Origin of the sequence: Vibrio sp. B1REV9 (assembly GCF_905175395.2) — a bacterium.
Taxonomy (GTDB): Bacteria; Pseudomonadota; Gammaproteobacteria; order Enterobacterales; family Vibrionaceae; genus Vibrio; species Vibrio alfacsensis.
In genome coordinates, this window is sequence record NZ_HG992746.1 from 383,559 (window position 1) to 402,732 (window position 19,174).

The following is a 19,174-nucleotide window of genomic DNA, read 5'->3' on the forward strand; positions in this document are numbered from 1 at the left end:
TTAGATCAAGGCTAATCATCAGGTTAATGCGTTACAAATAAATAATAAGTCGATAGCAAGCGTGAAGGATATAAAACTGTCAATTTGTATTGTTTGCATGATTTATTTACTGATGTTGAAAACAAAAGGATTAAAAAAGAAATTACGCCCAATGGCAATGGTGCTGCGAGAACCTCAAACGCTTGTTATAGTTGGTTTTTACATTCACAAACCAAGGATGGCATAGAATGAAATTGGCTCAGTTAAATATCGCCCTTGCAAAATACCCTTTAGATGCACCAGAAATTAAAGAGTTTGTTGATAATCTGGAGCTTGTAAATGGCATTGCTGAAAACAGTGAGGGTTTTATCTGGCGGTTACAGGATGAATCGGGCGATGCAACCAGTATTCAGTTGTTCGATGACCCAAACATGATCGTTAATATGTCGGTTTGGGAGTCTGTTGATTCACTTAAAAATTTCATGTTTCGAACTCACCATCGCGATTTTATGCGAAGAAAAGGCGAGTGGTTCCATCGTCTTGCAGAAGATACTTACGTGCTTTGGTGGATTGAAGATGATCATATTCCTACATCGAAAGAAGCCTTAGCGCGCCTTAGTCACTTGAAGCAACATGGTGACACACCTTACGCATTCACCTTTAAAACCAATTTCACGGCATCAGAAGTGCAAGAGCTAAAAGAGTTGTAGTGATGCTATTTAAAAACGCCGCCTTAAAAATAAGGCGGCATATTAGCGGTAAGTCTATATAAGATAAGACAATTAGATGATCAGCTTACAGGTGTATTCTGCGAAGCTCTTTTTTATCCACTTTACCAACACTGGTTTTCGCAATTTCGTCAACTAACATTACTTTCAGTAGTAGGGCTTCTCTGGCAAGAATGCCTTTGTTAATAAACTCTTTAGCGAAGCTGACCAGTTCTTTTTCGGTCACTTGCGTATCGGGTTTTAGCGTCACTAATGCAAGTGGAACTTCACCCCATTTGTTATGAGGCATGCCAATCACTGCGACTTCCGATACGGCTTGATGTTGGTGAAGAATATCTTCAAGTTCCAGTGAGCTTACCCATTCGCCTGAGATCTTAATCATATCTTTCACGCGGTCAGTGATTTTAATAAAACCGTCACTATCGATCGTCGCTACGTCACCAGTGTGTAAATAACCGCCGCGCCAAAGCGCTTTTGAGTTCTTATTGTCTTTGTAGTAGCTCGGCGTTAACCATGGAGCACGAACCACGATCTCTCCGCTAGTCTCGCCATCGTGTGCGAGTTTTTGCATGTCTTCGTCGACAATATGAGCTTCGACCAATGCCACTTTTTTACCTGTTTTAGAGCGGTATTCCGCTTGTTGGTCGATATCGAGCTCTATCTGTTCTGGAGAGAGTTGAACGATAGAAAGAATTGGCCCACTTTCACTCATACCGTAACCAGCAAACACATCAATATTGCGCTCAAGTGCAGATTTGCATAGTGCTTTTGGTAGGGCTGCGCCACCGATCACCACTTTCCACCCCGAAAAGTCGATGCTTTGAGATTTTGGTGAGCTTAGTAGCAAATGTAAAATAGTTGGCACGCAGTGAGAGAACGTCACCTTTTCTTGCTCAATCAAATTAAGCAGAACATCTGGTATGTACTTACCTGGGTAAACTTGTTTTACACCAAGCATGGTTGCCATATACGGAAGTCCCCAAGCATGAACATGGAACATCGGGGTGATTGGCATGTAGATATCGCCTTGGTGTAAACGTCCTTGAACTGAGTTTGTCCCGATGGTGCTTAGAATACCCAGCGTGTGAAGAACCAATTGACGGTGAGTGAAGTAAACACCTTTCGGCAGGCCCGTTGTACCTGTGGTGTAAAAGGTCGTTGCAACGGTATTTTCATCAAAGTCTGGAAAGTTGAACTGCGCTTCTTCTTGTTCCAGAAGACGTTCATATTCACATTCTTCGTTGTCACGTAGCACCACATAACGAGTCACCGTGTCAATACGGCCTTTAATTTGGTCCAGAATCGGCAAAAATTCCTCGTGGATCAATACAATGTCGTCTTCTGCATGATCAATGGTATAGAGGATCTGTTCAGGAGAAAGACGCACGTTAATCATATGCAGCTTTGCGCCAATCATCGGGATCGCAAAGTAACATTCCAAATAACGGTGAGAGTCATAATCCATCACCGCGACAGTGTCACCTTTCTTAACGCCCATTTTTGTCAGAGCATTCGCAAACTGCTTCACACGGTCATGAAACGTTTTGTAGGTGTGGCGTCGATGATTGGCGTAGACAATTTCTTGTTCAGGGTTAAAAGCAACAGGTGAGAAAAGCAGATTCTTTATTAATAGCTGATAGTTTGATGGATCATTAACGTATTGGTTCATGTTGGTTATTCGTTTATTTTGTGAATCTTCAAGCGCGCGTAACGTTAGGCGAGCTTATTAAAAGAACGACGCGAGACAAGAAAGCACGAGGCGTCAAGTGTTCTGATTGTTACAAATAGGATAGTGCTCAACCCGTCTGTGGGTAAAGCTTTTCATCATAAAAGTGATAAGACAGCAATACATCTGAGAATGATTCTCGTGATTCAAATAGGCTTGCAAAGCGAAATAAAACATTATCTTTTACACTAATACATAGGCGCTTGTTTTTAATCGAGTTACCAAATGGCCTTTCTTAACCCAAATGCGGAGGATTTGAGGTAGAGAGTGTTCCAGTTTTTACTTTTGGCGTCTGTATAGTGTCACTTATTGTTCTAAGAGCGTAAATTATGGATCCAATCACGCAAGGTCTAGTCGGTGCAGCGCTGCCACAAGCAGTAGGGAAAAAACAGCATTTGATGGTTGCTGGCGTTTTAGGCCTGCTTGCGGGCATGGCGCCTGACTTGGATGTACTTATTCGCTCATCGACGGATCCATTGCTTTTTTTAGAGTTCCATCGGCAATTTAGCCATTCACTCTTTTTTATTCCTATCGGTAGTCTCATTTGTGCGTTGGTTTTGCATCCCTTGTTTGCCAAAAAACAGGGGCTGTCTTTCAAACAAACCTGGTTTTACTGCGCGCTTGGTTATAGCACACATGGCTTGTTGGATGCGTGTACCAGTTATGGGACTCAACTGTTTTGGCCATTAAACGACGTACGTTATGCATGGAATACAGTCTCGGTGGTTGATCCCGCATTCTCACTGCCAATATTGGTGCTTCTCTTCGGAGGAATCTTGATGCGAAGTCCTTGGCTACCTCGGGTTGCACTAATGTGGGCATTGACCTATCTGGTGCTGGGGGCAAGCCAGAGAGACAAGGCTGAATCCGCAGGTTGGCAGTTAGCGAAAGCACGTCAGCACTCGCCAGTTCGGTTAGAGGCAAAGCCCACGTTTGGTAATATCTTAGTTTGGAAAGTGATCTATGAAACGCAAGATAACTACTTTGTGGATGCGGTAAGGGTCGGGACATCCATTAAGACTTATTCCGGTGATTCCATTCCAAAGTTAGAGGTAGGAAGAGATTTTCCGTGGCTTGGTCCCAAATCTCAACAAGCGAGAGATATCGAACGTTTTCGTCACTTCTCAAATGGTTATCTAGCCCAAGATCCTAACCAAAAACTTCGCATTATTGACGTCCGTTACTCGATGGTCCCAAATCGGATTGACGCGTTATGGAGCATCCAACTTTCGCGGAACGTGACGGACGACACCCACGTGAAGTACGCCACGCATCGAGATAATAGCGCTCGAACCAGAAAAGCCTTTTTGAAGATGCTCAGTGACGTTGACTAATCCTAGAATTTAATATGCAACGGAAGTTAAATAGAATATCAATGTTTGATGAGTTCTAAATGGAGAGTCATTTGTTGCCCATTTTATATTCACTGCACAATTGCCCTTATGCCATCCGAGCGAGATTTGCTGTGCTTAAGGCTCAGCAAAAAGTACTCATCCGCTCAGTTAAGCTCGATAACAAACCAAAAGAGATGTTAGACGCCTCGCCAAAGGGCAGTGTCCCGGTTTTAGTTTTCACTTCACAGGAGCAGCAAAACAGCCAAGACGAAAAGGAAACGCACGTACTGGAAGAAAGTCTCGAGATCATGATTTGGGCATTGTCGATAAATGACCCTGAAAACCTATTGAGAGCGGATACCCCACAAGCGCTGCCAACCATGCTTGCGATAATAGAAGAGTTTGAGAATCACTTTGTTCCGGCACTCAATGCCTTTGGGTGTGCCAAACGCTATCATGAAAAAAACGCTTGTGAACTTCGCAATGCGTGCGAAATTGAACTTGCCAAGCTCGAAGTAAAGCTAAATGAGCACGCATTCTTGTTTTCGGCAGAGGAGAGTTTGGTTGACATCGCGCTGTTGCCATTTTTGCGCAAGTACGCTCGAATTGACAAACAGTGGTTCCGCAATAGCCCTTATCCTAAGTTAAAAGCGTGGTTGAACCGATATATACAAAGCCCTCATTTTTCTAAAGTAATGAAAAACTACAACTTGTGGTTAGATGAAAGAAAAGATCAGTACTTTGGGGTGTGAGTTATTTTCGTGTTCGTAAGGCTTAGCACCCGCTTATCCCAAATGTGCAACATTAGCTTACGGTCGTCTGGCGTCTGGTCGTATTGACCCTCACGCTTATCAAGCGCATCCTTTAACACTCACTCAAGGCATTATTTGCTTGTATTAAAGGCCGCGATTGATAACGGTAAGTTTTGTCAGCGCGTAAAGTTGAATGGTAGGTCGTATGAATAAAATTGTTATGTTGCTGATGGGGCTACTATTTACTAGCCGATTGTTTGCCAGCATTGTCCCACATGCTAGTCAACTTGAGCACGATGCACCAATTCTCATTCGTTCTATTCTGATCGTTGGTGTTGCAGGGGTTGTTATCTGGAAAGTGTGCCAGTATTTTCAGAATAACAAATCCTCTGATTAAAGCGACGTCAACAAATAGTTTTGATACCTACGTAAATAAACAGTGGTAATTGAAGCCCCAATGCTTAGAATGCGCACACAGAAACTTATAACAGATGTAGAGTGATTTTATGCTTCGTGATTACACTTTCGATTGCCTCGTAACCATGCCTCGCCATGAGCTGGAAGAGTTTAGCGCTCGTATGATCAGTAAAATGGTTCCAGAAGATGTCATGAATGAGCTGTTTACTTTTGAACAAGAAGAAGTCGATAGCGAAGAACGTATGTTGACAGCTCGACTTGATGCGATGCTGCGCATGACGGCAATCGCACTGAGTGAAATTCAGCAAGCGTTTGATGATTCAGAAAATGCAAAACAAAACAGCGAGAGAATGACCCGTCTAGTACTTTGGCATTTCTATGCGATTTCATTCAATTTAGAAGAAGCAATCACGCTTGAAACCCACTGTGCGCAAGTAGAAAAGCTATTAGAAAACACACCAACAGACGTATTTTCTTGGGTGAAAACGTTGACAGAACTTCTGCACACTTACGCAGAAATCAACGCAAAACAAAACGCATAAGACTCATCGTTTTGATAGGTGATTTAGTTTTGAACGCTTAACTGCTTGTCAAAACGTGAGGAAAAATAGAGGCGAGCCCATTGGGTTCGCCTTTGTTTTTTTGGGTTATAACAATTTTGTTTTTTGGTTATAACAATCTAGAAAGATCGGTTATTCATAGCGCATTAGCCAAGGTGTTTAAATTGTAACGCGACCAGTCGCTGATATAGCTCACAGCTTTGCATCAAAGATTGATGGTTACCCATATCGACCAGTTCACCGCCGTCTAATACCGCGATTTTATCCGCATGTTGAATGGTGGATAAGCGATGCGCAATGATCAGAGTCGTGCGTCCTTTCATTAAGGCTTCAAGTGCTTGTTGAACATGGTATTCACTTTCACTATCGAGTGCGCTGGTGGCCTCATCCAGTAATAGGATTTTCGGATCTTTAAGGATCGCACGAGCAATCGCAATTCGTTGTTTTTGACCGCCGGAAAGCCTCACACCGCGCTCACCTAAAAAGCTGTGATAACCATCAGGAAGCTTCTCGATAAACTCATGGGCATGGGCTTTTTTCGCTGCTTCAATCACTTGCTTGTCGGTGGCATCTGGATTGCCGTAACGGATATTGTGGAATACATCGTGGCTGAATAGAGCAGGTTGCTGTGGCACTAATGCCATTTGGCGACGAAGATCGTTAGGATCAAACTGACGAATATCTTCTCCTCCAAATAGTACTTGTCCTTGTTGCGGGTCGTAAAAACGTTGCAGCAATTCGAATAGTGTCGTTTTCCCCGCACCTGATGGGCCAACCAATGCCAACACTTTTCCTTGCTCTGCTGTAAGGTTTAACTCTTTGATGGCAGGTTGGTCAGGGCGAGAGGGGTAGTTGAAGTTTACCGAGTCAAATTTCACTTCAGCAGGCATATCTTCGCTGATTGGCAAGACGTTGTCTGGTGCGCTGATATCGCTTTCTACTTGTAGAATTTCAATCAATCTTTCGGTTGCGCCTGCGGCTCTTTGTAATTCACCCAGCACTTCTGAAATGGTCGCAGTAGAAGAGGCGACTATAATGGCGTAAAACACAAACGCAGCCAGATCGCCCGCCGACATCTTACCTTGAATGACGTCACTGCCACCTACCCAAAGCATGCCTGCAATGGCGCTGAATACAATAACAATCACACCGGAAATCAGAATCGCACGCTGCTTCACTCGTTGCCTACCGATCTCGTAGGCCTTTTCTACCTCGATAGCAAACGCAGCTCTTTCATGTTGTTCTGAGCTAAAACTTTGTACGGTTTTAATGTGTTCAATGGCTTCGCCTGCGTAGCTACCGACATCGGCCATGGTGTCTTGGCTTTGGCGGGATAGAGCACGCACGCGTCGACCGTAAACCAAAATAGGCACCAAAACAAAAGGCACAGAGGCAAGCACGATCAAGGTGAGCTTAAAATTGGTGGCGAATAACATAATGATGGCACCAATACACATCAACGCGCTGCGCATCGCCATAGAAAACGATGAACCAATGATGCTCTGCAGCAAGGTCGTGTCGGTGGTGAGGCGAGACATAATATCGCCGCTGCTGTTGGTCTCAAAGTAGCTAGGATGCAGGGCAATCACATGGTTAAACACCGCAAGTCGAATATCCGCGCTGACACGTTCGCCAACCGATGAAACAAGATAAAACCGAAAGAAAGTCCCGACGGCAATACACAGTGTCACACCCACAATAAACTGAATCGCACTTGTGAGTTCTTGCAACGATTGCTGAGCAAACCCTTGGTCAATCAGAATACGAACGCCATAACCTACCGACAACGTTAAGCTCGCTGTCGCAACCAAAGCCACTAAGGCGGCCGTTACTCGCCATTTATAAGGCGCAACAAAGGTGCTGAGTTTAAGGAGAATACCAAGGTTTTTGTTATTTTTACTGCTCATGAGTTACTCACCCAGCTTTTCAGATACTTAGCATAGTAAGCGAGTTTGGAGAGGGAGGCCAGTAACGGGGGATGATTGAGAGAGAGTGTTACGAGGGTTTTCTCTTTCTCCAAATGAAACCGATTACCCAATAAGTTCACTTTTCAATCAGTTAACGGATTGTGGGGCGTAATATCATCAATATGAGAGCTGACTAACACGCCATTTGTGACACTTATTGTATGCTTAGCCAAAGTGAAGAAGAGGATTTTATCAATGTCAAAAAGTTCCAAGCTTCATAATGAAGATAAACTGGTAAAAAAGGCACTTGAGATTGCCGGGAAGATGGCAAAGATGCAAGGCTTTGACCTCCCTCAATCACCGCAGCCTTTAAGAGTAAAAGCGATTTATCTATTCTTGGTTGATGCTAAACAGATCACACCATTACCTGATAACAAACTCGACGGCGCAAACATCAAACACAGACTGGCACTATGGATTCATAGTGCGTTGCCAGACAATGACCCGCTAAAGTAAAAATCATCGTGAGTAATAGCAAGGCGAATCGAACGGTTCGCCTTGTTTGATCTTGGCGTAATACGATGCCGTTGTTCTGTAGCATTAGTGACACAAAGAATCTCAGAAAGCTCTTGTCCTAGCGTTTTCGGTATTATTGATTTACAAAACAGAATCAAAAATACTAAAGATCAGCCCTGAGAAGCGATACAATACTCGCGTTGCAAGCGTGCAACTAAGAATACTCATTCACAGAAACCTTAAAGTAACCATACATGTCTAAAGATTTCGATTTCACCACAGAATACACGCTCGACAAGCCTTTCTTTGCAGAGTGTTATGATCAAACGAGCCTGCCGGTTAAGTTCCCACAAGCTTATTGGAAAGGCATACTCTTTCTAATCTTTGGTGTGGTTTTATTAGAGTTTGAGCTGTTACCTAACGGTTATGTCGGTTGGTTCTTTATCGTATTGAGTGTGATTGAAGCGTTCAGTGTTTATTGCAAGCGTACCTGGTGGCTATGGCGACAAAACATCAGTTCAAGCCGTGGAAGTAAAGTGGTATTTGAAGTTAACGCGAACGGTGTGAGATACAAAAGCGGTAAAATCGGTCGTAGCATCGCTTGGAATGAAATCGACCAACTTGAGCAAACCGATTTAGGGTTCATCATTCATCTTGGTAAACAACGTCAATACGTCAGTAAATCTTGCTTAAATGAAGAAGTCATCGCGTTCATGGTAAAGCAGCACGCGGCATCAAAAGCGAATTAATAGTGCTGAACGCAACAAGACTTAGGCCAAAACTGAGTCATCAAATTTCATTCAACAAGGCGAGCCAATTGGTTCGCCTTGTTTTTTTGGGTCATTCCGGCGGGTCTAAGCAAGATTAGGAATCTTAAATTTCAAACTGAAATATGCAACAACGTATATACTAGTAAAGGTTATGTTTGTGTTTGTATGATTGCTAATGGTGTTGCATTTCATAAAGCAAAGTGAAAAAATTTACCGTGTCACTATTTTTAATCTAACGACTAAGGATAAGGGAATTAATGTCATTCATAGAACGAATTGGAAAAGCACTCGAACCCCTTATGCTTGTCATGGGGTTAATCAGCCCAATTGCCACAATGCCGCAGTTATATAAACTGTACTTCTCTCACAGTGAACATGCTTTAGGCTTGTCACTCACTACTTGGTTGCTTTATTCGTTTATCGCACTTCTGTGGACTATCTATGGTATTTACCACAAGAATCCGACAATTTGGGTAGGAAACTGTTTAGGGTTTCTGATGTATGTAGCCATGGTGATAGGCATCATTCTTCACACCGGCGGTACTTTCTAGAAGAAATATGCGCGCAGGTTTTTGTCTTTGACACTTGGCTTGAAAACGGACAGATCTGAGCTAGTCACACAAGCGAGTTGTATAGAAAAAGTTCATTCGCCTTTATTCTTTTGATAATCACTGTATTTTTTTGCTATCCACTGATGCACGTGAAGTCCCGTTTTTCGCTTTAGATATACATCGACACCAGCTAAAATCAATAATCCAATTACTGTTCCCATCGTTTTCCCCAACCTATATCTACAATTCGCATTTCAATTAAATTAACAAAAGTCTATGAAAAGAAACTAATCGATTGATTTCATAAGCTTACCTATATTCAATCCACCAAGTTCCTCTAGGTTACTTTTAATTTCTTCATCTATGGATAGATGGCGCTCAACTTTCTTTACTTCTTTCTCAAGGAATTTTTCAACTTCTTGAGATACGTTGAACATCAACCCCTGTTCACGTGCTGCTTTTCGAGCTCGTTTAAGACGAAAATCTAAGTCTGAAGAAATTTTAATGTTTAGTGATACTTTGGATTGTTTTCTCTGTAATGGCATATCGATCCTCAACTCTACCTCAATAATACTACATATTTTTCTACCTTTTTAGCAAGAAAAATGAGCATCGGCTGTGACTAATTTGGAGTCAGATCTGATAAGATGACTGTATATGAATAAAATGTGTAGAACACTTTTGGGCAGAAACGAGTTAGGCAGTAAGTGTTTTGCATTGAAATCTTAGTCACTAACGTTAAGACCGAATTTTATAATAAGGTTCGATGTTTCATAAAACTCAGTGGTGTTTGTCCAGTTTGTTTTTTAAAAAAGGCAATGAATGCGCTGTCGGATGAAAACATCAAACAATGGGCCACATCACTGACTTGTCGTTCTTCACACAACAGTTCAATCGCTTTGAATAAACGCCATTGCTGACGCCAATCCTGATAGGACATGCCGGTTTCTGCTTTAAATAATCGGGTAATAGTTTTGCTGCTTGCCCCAATTGTGAGTGACAGCTGGACTAATTCTGGTGCGAGAAACTCATCTTTCATGACCGATTTGCGAAATGAAGATAAGCGTCTGTCTGAGGGCAATGGTAAGTTAAACTCAAGTTGCTTAGCTTGCTGGAACTCCTCCCAAAAAAGTGTGGTTGTTGCCTGCGTTTTTGTTGCTTCAATATCCCAATCCCACAATGCCATTTTATCTATAAGCGCTTTAAGCAGATCGTTCACTTCAATCGTTACAAACTCAGTAGGGCACGGATACTCAGAACAATTGAAATAGATCGAACGATACGCGACAACATTCGTCATGATTGGCACAGGGTTAGGTTTGGCAGGAATGCTACAAAATCTTGGGGTCGGTTTTGTTGGTGTGTGCATTGCTTGTGTGTTTAGTGACAATGTCACACAAAGTGAAATAAACCAGAGATAAAAAGCCCTACCAAATTGGTAGGGCTAAAATATTCACCACAAATATAACTATTTAATTAGTCGAACCACTAAAGAGCCTGGCGCACGAATCGATTCGATGTTGTGACTTAATACAGTACCACTTGTTGGTGCGGTGTAGCGTTGGATCTCATCGCCAAAGCTGTCGTATTGAATAGCAAGCAATTGGTCTTGTTCAACCACATCCATCATTTTGACTTGAGGAAGAACAAAGCCACCCAGTTCTGCTCGGATGCTAACAACGTCTTGACCCTCAATGCACGGAATAAGTTCGTTCGGTTGCCCAGAAATGACATCATGGCGTTTTAGTACGTTAAAGATACCAACAACGGTGCGATCAATCAGTTCTTGTTCAGTGTAACGACCCATGCCTACTTCAATGGTGATGCTTGGAATGCCGCTGTTGTTCCATACGGTTTCAAGTACACCAGCATCACCTGGATCATTCAAGATAGCGTCAGGGTTGATCAGGCGAGCCATTTCTAATGATTGCTCAATACGGAAATCAGCAAACACGTAGAGTGGGTAAACGGTGCCGCTCGTTTGAGTGTGTAAGTCGATCGCAAGCTCTGCGTTCGGCTTGAGTAAATGGTTCCAAAGCGCATGCAGAAAACGGTTTGCTTCGTTGCCGTTCGCATCACCAGGGAAGAAACGGTTTAAGTTCGCTGGAGAGGCATCAGGATCGGCAGAGAAGAAATCACGACTATGATTCAACATACCCGTTAAGTTGATCATCGGTACGATGGTCACTGTACCTGCTAAATCCGCACCGATCAGTTCACGTGCCGTTTGTTGTGCAGCGAGAACGCCATTGTATTCGTCACCATGAACACCGGCTGTGATCATGATTTTCTTGCCAGGCTTGTTGCCTTTGAAAACCGACACAGGCAAATGCTGCCACTGAGAAATTGCATTGGTCGCGATGCGGAACCAAAACTTATGCTCACCCGCAGGTAAGTCTGTTACATCAAGAGATTGAATGACTTGATGACCTTGAATTACGTCATCCAAAAATTGTGTTGCCATTAAAGCGGATACTCCAAAAAACATCGATGTTGATGTCTATACCCAAGTAACGTCAAACGACAAAATACGGTGCATTTTCGTAGAACGGCACATTTTGTGGCTACTTGGGTATATACCAATTGGCTTGAAATAAAAAAGGCGAGAACCCGTCTCGCCTTTGACTAAATAGTATTCAGTTTACGCAAAACCCATCATGTGAGCTACGATAACGACGATGCTCGATAGGGTAAAGAGTAATAGCATAAAGCGCCAGCAGAATTTCGCCCAGTCACCCCAGTCAATACGACACACACCTAGCGTTGCCATTAGAGATGCTGAAGTCGGTACGATGATGTTTGTTAAACCATCGCCAAGCTGGAATGCAAGTACCGCAACTTGACGAGTGATACCTGCAATGTCTGCAAGAGGAGACAGTAGAGGCATTGTAAGAGCTGCTTGACCAGAACCTGAAGTCACGAAGAAGTTGAATACTGACTGGAAAACATACATTAACCACGCCGCCGCAACGTCTGGAAGCCCACTGATTGCACTACCTGCGCTGTTTAGGATGGAGTTAAGTACACTTGCTTCGTCTGTTGTACCACCACCAAGGATCAACAGTACGCCCTTTGCACAGCCCACAAGTAGAGCAGGGGCAAGCATGATCGCAGCACCTTCTTTAAATGCATCAGCAGCGCCGTTTAGCGTCATACCGTTTAGGCGGAAGATAGTACCAATGATTGCAACCACAAAGCCCATCGTAAAGAACTGAGAGGCGATTTCAGGAATGTACCATGCGTTTGCGACTACGCCCCATACAACCCAAATCGTGGTTGCGGTTACCGTTAGGATCACCAGTGTATCACCTAGGTTCCAACGAGAATCGTGGTTACTTAGCTCTTGTTGACGGAAGTATTTGTCTGTACGGCGGCTGTAAGAAAGCTCTGGGTTTGCCTTAATGCGTGCAGCGTAAAGCATAGTGAAAGCGATACCGATCAGAGTAAAACCTGCCCACAGTGCCATACGAACTGTCATACCGGACAAAACAGGGATACCCGCAATACCTTGTGCAATTGCGACAGAGAATGGGTTCATCCAAGAGGTCGCAAAACCAATTTGCGTTGCAACGTACGTCACCATCACAGTGGTGATACCATCGTAACCAAGGCGAACCATGAGCGGGGCAATGATGATTGCGAATGCCACCGCTTCCTCACCCATACCAAATACAGCACCACCTAGAGAAAATAGGAGGAACAATACAGGAATGAATAGTGCTTCGTTGCCTTTAGTTTTGTCGATAAGACGTAGGATACCGTTGTCGATAGTACCAGTGCGCATAACCACGCCGAATGCACCACCGATAACCAGCATGAACATAATAACGCCAACTGCGCTACCCCATTTAGAGCCAGAGACAAGACCCTCGAATGGGAAGTTCATCAAACCGATGCCACCGCCAGAAGCGAAAAGGCTAACCGTGTTGTATACCAATTCGCCGTTTTCATCGGTTGCATAAGCGAAAGACGTTGGGTCGATAACAGTACGTGTTTTTTCTGCACCGTCGACCATGTAAGTCACTTGTTGGCTATCGAAATGGCCAGCAGGGATTAAGTAGGTAAGAATCGCAGCAAGAATACCAACAATGAAAATCAAAATGAGGGTATCAGGCATCTGCCATGATTTTGGGGTTGCCGCCGATTCCGATGGCTGAGCGTGTGTGTGGGACATAACCTATTTCACGTCGAAATTTAGAAAGCATGAAATATCGATAAAACGGAATAAAAAGTCAATATTAAGTGAATTGGCGAACTATAAATTCATCAATAATTTGATCTGAGGTGGGCTGAGTTATATACCAATGTTTTATTGGTTAAAAATATTGGTGAAATGTTGTTTTTTAGTGCAGATAACTAAGCTCACGTTTGCGAGCCTAGTTGGGCCACTATTTTTGAATATTCAGTCTTTTGCTTGTGGTGACTGCTGTGCATAAAAAGCAGCGACATCGCGTAGATCATCATCGTTTAACATTCTTAGTTGTGCCGCCATCATGTCCGCTAATGGACCACGACGTAAACCGTCTTTATACGCTTTCATTGAATCATACAGGTATTTCGCATTTTGACCGGCAAGGTGCGGGTATGAATCATTATTTGAAATCCCGGTTGCACCGTGACAATAAATGCAACTAGGTGATTTATGTTTGCCTTTATCTGCATCACCAAAAGGTTTTGCGATGACAGCCGAAGAAGAAAGAAGAACAAACGCAAATAGCGCGTGTTTAAGCATGGAATGCATGGAAGTTCCCGAAATAAATAATAACGATTTGGCCAAGTACTGTTTAGTTTTTGGAAGTGCTATCTAGCTTCCTATATGAGTATCTAGCTACCCAATGTGAGAAGCTAGATACTCAAACTATGTTGGCAAAACCAAGCGAGCCAAGGTAAAAATATCAAAATGCTAAAACATCAAACCGCTTATAGCATAAAATTTAAACTAAGGCTTTTAGGCTTAAGAGAAGCGTGTCGATGTCTTGCGCAGAAATGTCTTTATGCGTCACAAAGCGAACCGGATTTCCTGGTGTGATGGTAATGCCTTGCTGTTGCAGTTTTTCAGCAATGCCAGCAATATCGACTTGCGAATCCAGTTTGGCAAAGACAATGTTGGTTTGCACTAAATCAGGATTTACCGAAAATCCAGGAAGTTGCGCTAAGCCCACGGCTAATGTTTTCGCGTTGATGTGGTCTTGTTTTAATGGTTCGACTTGCTCTGTCAGTGCCAGTTTACCTGCTGCCGCAAGAATGCCGGCTTGGCGCATCCCACCACCGACCATTTTTCTTAGACGACGTGCTTTTGCAATGTACTCTTGGCTACCAAGCAATAGTGAACCAACCGGTGCTGCTAGACCTTTTGATAAACAGATCGTCATAGAATCAAAGTACTGACCAATTTCTTTTACAGGTACATCTAATGCAACGGCTGCGTTAAACACACGAGCACCATCGAGGTGCATTTGTAAGTTGTGTTTGTTTACGAACTCGCGAGCTTGTGCAAGGTAAGAAAGAGGAAGCACTTTACCGTTGATGGTGTTTTCAAGGCTCAGTAGGCGAGTGCGAGCAAAGTGCGCATCATCTGGTTTGATTGCCGCCTCTAATTTATCAAACGGCAGTGTACCGTCTGGGTTGTTTTCAATCGGTTGAGGTTGAATAGAGCCCAGTACCGCCGCGCCACCAGCCTCGTATTTGTAGTTGTGTGCTTGTTGACCGCATAGGTATTCATCACCACGTTCACAGTGCGCCATTAAGCCAAGTAGGTTTGCTTGCGTGCCCGATGTTGTGAACATCGCAGCTTCAAATCCGGCAAGTTCTGCGGCAAATTGCTCTAAGTCGTTTACCGTTGGGTCATCACCGTAAACATCATCGCCAACCGGAGCGGTAAACATGGCTTCGCGCATGGCTTGTGTTGGTTGGGTAACGGTATCTGATCGAAAGTCCATAATTCTCTCCTCGGTCGAAATGACCTAAATATAACCACAAAGACGAGCTTTGCTTAGGCAAGCAATAGTTTTGGCATCCGTAATAATGCCTTGAATAATTTGTTGTTCGAGCGCTTCTAGTGACAGCGTCACTACTTCAATCACTTCGTCATCGTCACATTCATATCGATTGGTTTTGTTAAGCTGTTCAGCAACAAATAAATACTGAATCTCATCACAAAATCCAGCTAATGGCGTGACTTGACCAAGCGAGGTAAACTTTTCTGCGCTGTACCCAGTTTCTTCTTCCAGTTCTCGTTGTGCACAGCACAATGGGTCTTCATTCCCCTCACGAGTGCCTGCCGGTAATTCGAGCAGCCATTTGTTTAGAGAGGGACGAAACTGATTCACCAGCACAATTTCCCCGTCAGAAGTAATTGGTAAGATAACGGCAGCACCGGGGTGTTGGATAGTGGTGTGGGTAATTGTCCGGCCCGTTGGAAGTTTGATTTTTTCTTCAACTAAAGAAATTTGCTTCCATGTATGAATAGTATTGCTCATTGCAGTTCAAACCTTGACTGTCACTGCGTATCGATGTGTTTTGAACATTAACCATAAACACACAGAAACAAAAGAGAAAAGTGTCCTCATACCCTAATAAGTCCTCGGCTTTCAGTGATTTGTCTCTCATAAATGAAAACTTTGGTTGCTCGTGCACTCGCGCGAAGCGCATCTGGTATAAACGAGACTCGCTAAAAAATACACTTGTAACAAAGTTACAACAAATGTATAAAATTATATATACAGCATCAGTTCAACAGCCGGAGCCGTTATGATACAACCATCTTTCGCATCAAATGCCGAAAAAGCGCTTCTCTCAGAGCGTATCAATAAGCTGGCTAAAGCCTTAACTGATGGCGTTTATGAGCGTGAACACACGATCAAACTTTGTTTACTTGCCGCTTTATCGGGTGAAAGTGTGTTTCTTTTGGGGCCTCCTGGTATTGCCAAAAGCTTAATCGCTAAACGTCTGATCCAAGCATTCGATAACAGCAGTTATTTTGAGTACTTGATGACGCGATTTTCAACCCCTGAAGAAGTTTTTGGCCCATTAAGCATTCAAGAATTAAAAGACAACGGGCGCTACGTTCGTCTTACAAAAGGTTACCTGCCAACCGCACAAGTGGTCTTCTTAGATGAAATATGGAAAGCCGGGCCTGCGATTCTTAATACACTCTTAACGGTAGTGAACGAAAAGACGTTTAAAAATGGCAGTGATATTGAACGCGTTCCTATGCGCTTATTGGTATCTGCATCGAATGAACTGCCAGATGAAGATAGCGGCTTAGACGCGCTCTATGACCGGATGCTTGTGCGCGTGTTTGTAAATCGCATTCAAGATAAACAGAATTTTAAATCGATGCTAACAGTGGGGACGGCTCAGGAAGCGCAAATACCAGAGGGGTTGGCGATCACTGATGAAGAGTATCATCGTTGGCAGCAGCAGCTGGATAAACTGACGCTCACTGATAATGCTTTCGAAAAACTGTACCAGTTAAAATCCATGCTAGAGAGTAAAGTTGAAGCTGAGTTTGGCGATGCTTCTCTTACCGAGATGTATGTGTCAGATCGCCGTTGGAAGAAAGCCGTAAAACTGCTCAAGGCAAGCGCATTCTTTAATGGCCGTGATGAAATCAACCCGCTCGACCTCCTGCTTCTTCAAGACTGTCTTTGGAATAGCCCAGAATCGCGTGACGTTGTGCGCGCTGTTATTCAGGACTTTGCATTGAAATTTGCCTTTGATCAGCAAGAGGCAGAGCAAGAGATTGAATACTGTCGAGAATCTTTAGTGGATGTTCAGCATGAACTAGAAGACGCCTACCGCATGACATTGAATACCGAAACGGCGACTGGGTTGCTGCGCAAAGAGACCATGAGTTTTGATACGTCAAAAGCAAAATCGTACAAAGTGGGTGCGGCGGTTAATCTTGTGAAGCTTGTGATTTTGCAAAGCAACATGTCGGTTTCTGAAGCTGAAAAAGGCGATAGTCGTTGGGTTTACGTGCCAAAAGATGAATTAGATCGTGTCATTAAAGAGGGGCACGGTGATGTTTATGGTTACGTTAACCAAAATACCAAAATGTGTCGTATTCGATTTGATATCGATGCTGCGAACAACTTGGTGATCCGAGATATCGCTAATCGCGGCGTTTTAGTGAGCTTAGTGACCCAGCAAGGGTTAGATGTTGAGCTTTATCAAAAATGGTTGTCGCAGAGTGAAAAAGCGGTCAGCCAACTCGCGGATGCAGAGCATCATATGCGTAAAGTTAAAGCCAACTTCCATGGTGCATTACCACATAGTTTCGTGGATCCAGAATTACCACGACTTATGGAGTCGAGTCTGCAGCAGGTCACTCAACGACTTGAGTCTATTCAAGGTGAAAGCGAGAAGATCATTCAACGCTTTAAGAACTTACATCAGTTTTTCTCTTAAGGAGACAACATGTTAGGTGCAGACGGACTCAATTTAGCGCTCATGGTAGCGGATTCTGGCATTATCGATGGGGCTGTGAACGATCTCATGGCGCGCTCTCAAGTTATAATGATGTCCGAGAACCGAGGAATGAAATCTTCGGTCAAAAACCATCTTCTCAAGTGGCGTGGCAGCGTTAAAAAGCGCATGACGAAAGTCTGTGAAACCGAGCGTTTTCAGCAAGAACTTGCACTGTATCAAGAAGTCATCTACTGGGACGAAGAAGAATTCTTTGAACGCATTGATGATGTGATCAAAAAGCTGGAGTGGCACTCTGCGTTTTACATGCAGGCTCGTCGAATGTTGGAGAAGAACAAGGGTGTTGATAATCCTATGTTCCCACATTATTTTTGTGACCAGTGGTATCAAAGCCTTGCCGATGCGATAAAACAAGCGCAGTTGACTGAGCTCGAAGCCAACAAAGAGAAAGTCCTTGAGGATTTGTACCAGCGAATGGAAACGATGCGCAGTATGGACAAAGTGACAGAATCAGGTGATGAGCAAAGCGTTGGGCGCCTTTGGGACATGGCATCGGCCAAGCTAAGTAAAACAGATTTGACGGTTATGAAGCGTCATGCAGAGTTTTTGAAAAAGCACAAAGGCTTACAAGATATCGCTGAACAGCTTGGACGTATGGCGGGCCAAGTGAATGATCCTGATCTTAACCGTGCACCCGCTGAAGAGTTGCAAATGGTTGAGGAAAAGAGCGACGAAGCAACGGATGATATCGTCGGTATCCATGAGAGTGACGATCTTAACAAGCTGCTGCCTAATGAGACCATGTTTCTGGCTTATCCAGAGCTAGAAGTCGTGTTTTACAAACATCTCGTTGATAAACGCTTGATGAACTATCGTACGCAAGGTAAGTCTCGCACTTTGCGTAAAGTAAAAGCACATAAACCCGACCACAAAGCCGTTGATGTAGAGAAAGGGCCGTTTATTGTCTGTGTGGACGCGTCGGGATCTATGAGTGGTTTCCCGGAACAATGTGCGAAAGGGATGGCTTATGCATTGATGCAAATTGCGTTAGCAGAGCAACGTGATTGTTACGTTATCATCTTTTCAACAGAACACATCACTTATGAGCTTACTCGCCAAGATGGATTACGTGAAGCGGCGGATTTTCTGACGTACAGCTTTCATGGTGGTACAGATTTAGAGCCCACACTGATCAAATCAATAGACCTCATGAGCAGTGATAAATATAAAAATGCAGATTTAGTGGTCATTTCTGACTTTATTGCGCCGAAGCAGCAGGATGAGTTGATTGCCAAAGTTGACGCATTAAAAGCCAAGAAAAACCGTTTCCATGCGATCAGCTTGTCTAAATATGGAAATCCTGCGTTGATGTCGATGTTTGATCATACTTGGTCTTATCATCCCAATGTGGTGGGGCGTTTGTTTCAACGCGTCTCAAATGGCTAAACAAGAAATGCGCAATTAGATCGAATAATGATCCATTTGATTTAAAACAAAGCAAACA

At 43.5% G+C, this 19,174-nt stretch carries 18 protein-coding genes and 1 pseudogene; 10 read left to right on the forward strand and 9 right to left on the reverse strand.

Going from position 1 to position 19,174, the window contains the following annotated elements:
• Positions 1-227: 227 nt before the first annotated feature.
• On the forward strand, positions 228-689 hold the full coding sequence (locus KHN78_RS15920; protein WP_211917110.1) for a DUF3291 domain-containing protein: 462 nt from the start codon (positions 228-230) through the stop codon (positions 687-689).
• 85 nt (positions 690-774) lie between these two features.
• Here KHN78_RS15920 and KHN78_RS15925 read toward each other — a convergent pair whose 3' ends face one another.
• Positions 775-2,376 carry a long-chain fatty acid--CoA ligase gene (locus tag KHN78_RS15925; protein WP_211917112.1) on the reverse strand — a complete coding sequence of 534 codons (1,602 nt, stop codon included), beginning with the start codon at positions 2,374-2,376 and terminating at the stop codon, positions 775-777.
• Positions 2,377-2,762: 386 nt separating this feature from the next.
• On the opposite strand from KHN78_RS15925, the gene KHN78_RS15930 reads away from it, so the two are divergent.
• From KHN78_RS15930 to KHN78_RS15945, 4 genes are all read left to right on the forward strand, one after another.
• Positions 2,763-3,767 carry a metal-dependent hydrolase gene (locus tag KHN78_RS15930; RefSeq protein ID WP_211917114.1) on the forward strand — a complete coding sequence of 335 codons (1,005 nt, stop codon included), beginning with the start codon at positions 2,763-2,765 and terminating at the stop codon, positions 3,765-3,767.
• Between the two features lie 59 nt (positions 3,768-3,826).
• Complete coding sequence (locus KHN78_RS15935) at positions 3,827-4,519, forward strand: glutathione S-transferase (RefSeq protein WP_211917116.1); 693 nt, start codon at positions 3,827-3,829, stop codon at positions 4,517-4,519.
• A gap of 205 nt (positions 4,520-4,724) precedes the next feature.
• Positions 4,725-4,916: a hypothetical protein gene (locus KHN78_RS15940; protein ID WP_211917118.1), complete on the forward strand. Its 192-nt coding sequence runs from the start codon at positions 4,725-4,727 to the stop codon at positions 4,914-4,916.
• A gap of 109 nt (positions 4,917-5,025) precedes the next feature.
• Positions 5,026-5,478, forward strand: coding sequence for an exoribonuclease R (locus KHN78_RS15945; RefSeq protein ID WP_211917120.1), 453 nt, complete (start codon positions 5,026-5,028; stop codon positions 5,476-5,478).
• A gap of 164 nt (positions 5,479-5,642) precedes the next feature.
• On the opposite strand, the gene KHN78_RS15950 is transcribed toward KHN78_RS15945, so the two are convergent.
• Positions 5,643-7,403, reverse strand: a complete 1,761-nt coding sequence (locus tag KHN78_RS15950) for an ABC transporter ATP-binding protein/permease (protein WP_211917122.1) — start codon at positions 7,401-7,403, stop codon at positions 5,643-5,645.
• Between the two features lie 255 nt (positions 7,404-7,658).
• Between KHN78_RS15950 and KHN78_RS15955 the strand changes: the two genes are divergently transcribed.
• The 3 genes from KHN78_RS15955 to KHN78_RS15965 all read left to right on the forward strand — a co-directional run bounded on the left by KHN78_RS15955 (position 7,659) and on the right by KHN78_RS15965 (position 9,240).
• Positions 7,659-7,919: a DUF5062 family protein gene (locus tag KHN78_RS15955; RefSeq protein ID WP_211917124.1), complete on the forward strand. Its 261-nt coding sequence runs from the start codon at positions 7,659-7,661 to the stop codon at positions 7,917-7,919.
• Between the two features lie 254 nt (positions 7,920-8,173).
• Positions 8,174-8,668, forward strand: a complete 495-nt coding sequence (locus KHN78_RS15960) for a YcxB family protein (protein WP_211917126.1) — start codon at positions 8,174-8,176, stop codon at positions 8,666-8,668.
• A 278-nt stretch (positions 8,669-8,946) separates the two neighbouring features.
• Positions 8,947-9,240, forward strand: coding sequence for a SemiSWEET transporter (locus tag KHN78_RS15965; protein ID WP_211917128.1), 294 nt, complete (start codon positions 8,947-8,949; stop codon positions 9,238-9,240).
• 287 nt (positions 9,241-9,527) lie between these two features.
• Here the strand turns inward: KHN78_RS15965 and KHN78_RS15970 are convergent, their stop codons facing one another.
• The 7 genes and pseudogenes from KHN78_RS15970 to KHN78_RS16000 form a co-directional block, all read right to left on the reverse strand.
• Positions 9,528-9,785, reverse strand: coding sequence for a hypothetical protein (locus tag KHN78_RS15970; protein WP_211917130.1), 258 nt, complete (start codon positions 9,783-9,785; stop codon positions 9,528-9,530).
• A gap of 206 nt (positions 9,786-9,991) precedes the next feature.
• Positions 9,992-10,543, reverse strand: a pseudogene (locus KHN78_RS15975) (helix-turn-helix domain-containing protein); the annotation flags it as partial.
• Positions 10,544-10,708: 165 nt separating this feature from the next.
• A complete protein-coding gene (locus KHN78_RS15980; RefSeq protein WP_211917132.1) occupies positions 10,709-11,704 on the reverse strand; it encodes a succinylglutamate desuccinylase/aspartoacylase family protein in 996 nt (331 codons plus the stop codon).
• A gap of 177 nt (positions 11,705-11,881) precedes the next feature.
• Positions 11,882-13,414, reverse strand: a complete 1,533-nt coding sequence (gene yfcC, locus KHN78_RS15985; protein ID WP_211917134.1) for a putative basic amino acid antiporter YfcC — start codon at positions 13,412-13,414, stop codon at positions 11,882-11,884.
• A gap of 228 nt (positions 13,415-13,642) precedes the next feature.
• Positions 13,643-13,972, reverse strand: coding sequence for a c-type cytochrome (locus KHN78_RS15990; RefSeq protein WP_211918854.1), 330 nt, complete (start codon positions 13,970-13,972; stop codon positions 13,643-13,645).
• A gap of 202 nt (positions 13,973-14,174) precedes the next feature.
• The gene (ltaE, locus tag KHN78_RS15995; protein ID WP_211917136.1) at positions 14,175-15,179 is read right to left on the reverse strand and encodes a low-specificity L-threonine aldolase; all 1,005 of its coding nucleotides are present in this window, start codon (positions 15,177-15,179) and stop codon (positions 14,175-14,177) included.
• Positions 15,180-15,203: 24 nt separating this feature from the next.
• Positions 15,204-15,719: an NUDIX hydrolase gene (locus KHN78_RS16000; protein WP_128812961.1), complete on the reverse strand. Its 516-nt coding sequence runs from the start codon at positions 15,717-15,719 to the stop codon at positions 15,204-15,206.
• A gap of 271 nt (positions 15,720-15,990) precedes the next feature.
• Here KHN78_RS16000 and KHN78_RS16005 point away from each other — a divergent pair, with 271 nt between their 5' ends.
• Both KHN78_RS16005 and viaA read left to right on the forward strand, forming a co-directional pair.
• Complete coding sequence (locus tag KHN78_RS16005) at positions 15,991-17,652, forward strand: ATPase RavA domain-containing protein (protein WP_211917139.1); 1,662 nt, start codon at positions 15,991-15,993, stop codon at positions 17,650-17,652.
• 9 nt (positions 17,653-17,661) lie between these two features.
• Positions 17,662-19,116, forward strand: coding sequence for an ATPase RavA stimulator ViaA (gene viaA / locus KHN78_RS16010; protein ID WP_211917150.1), 1,455 nt, complete (start codon positions 17,662-17,664; stop codon positions 19,114-19,116).
• Positions 19,117-19,174 lie beyond the last annotated feature (58 nt).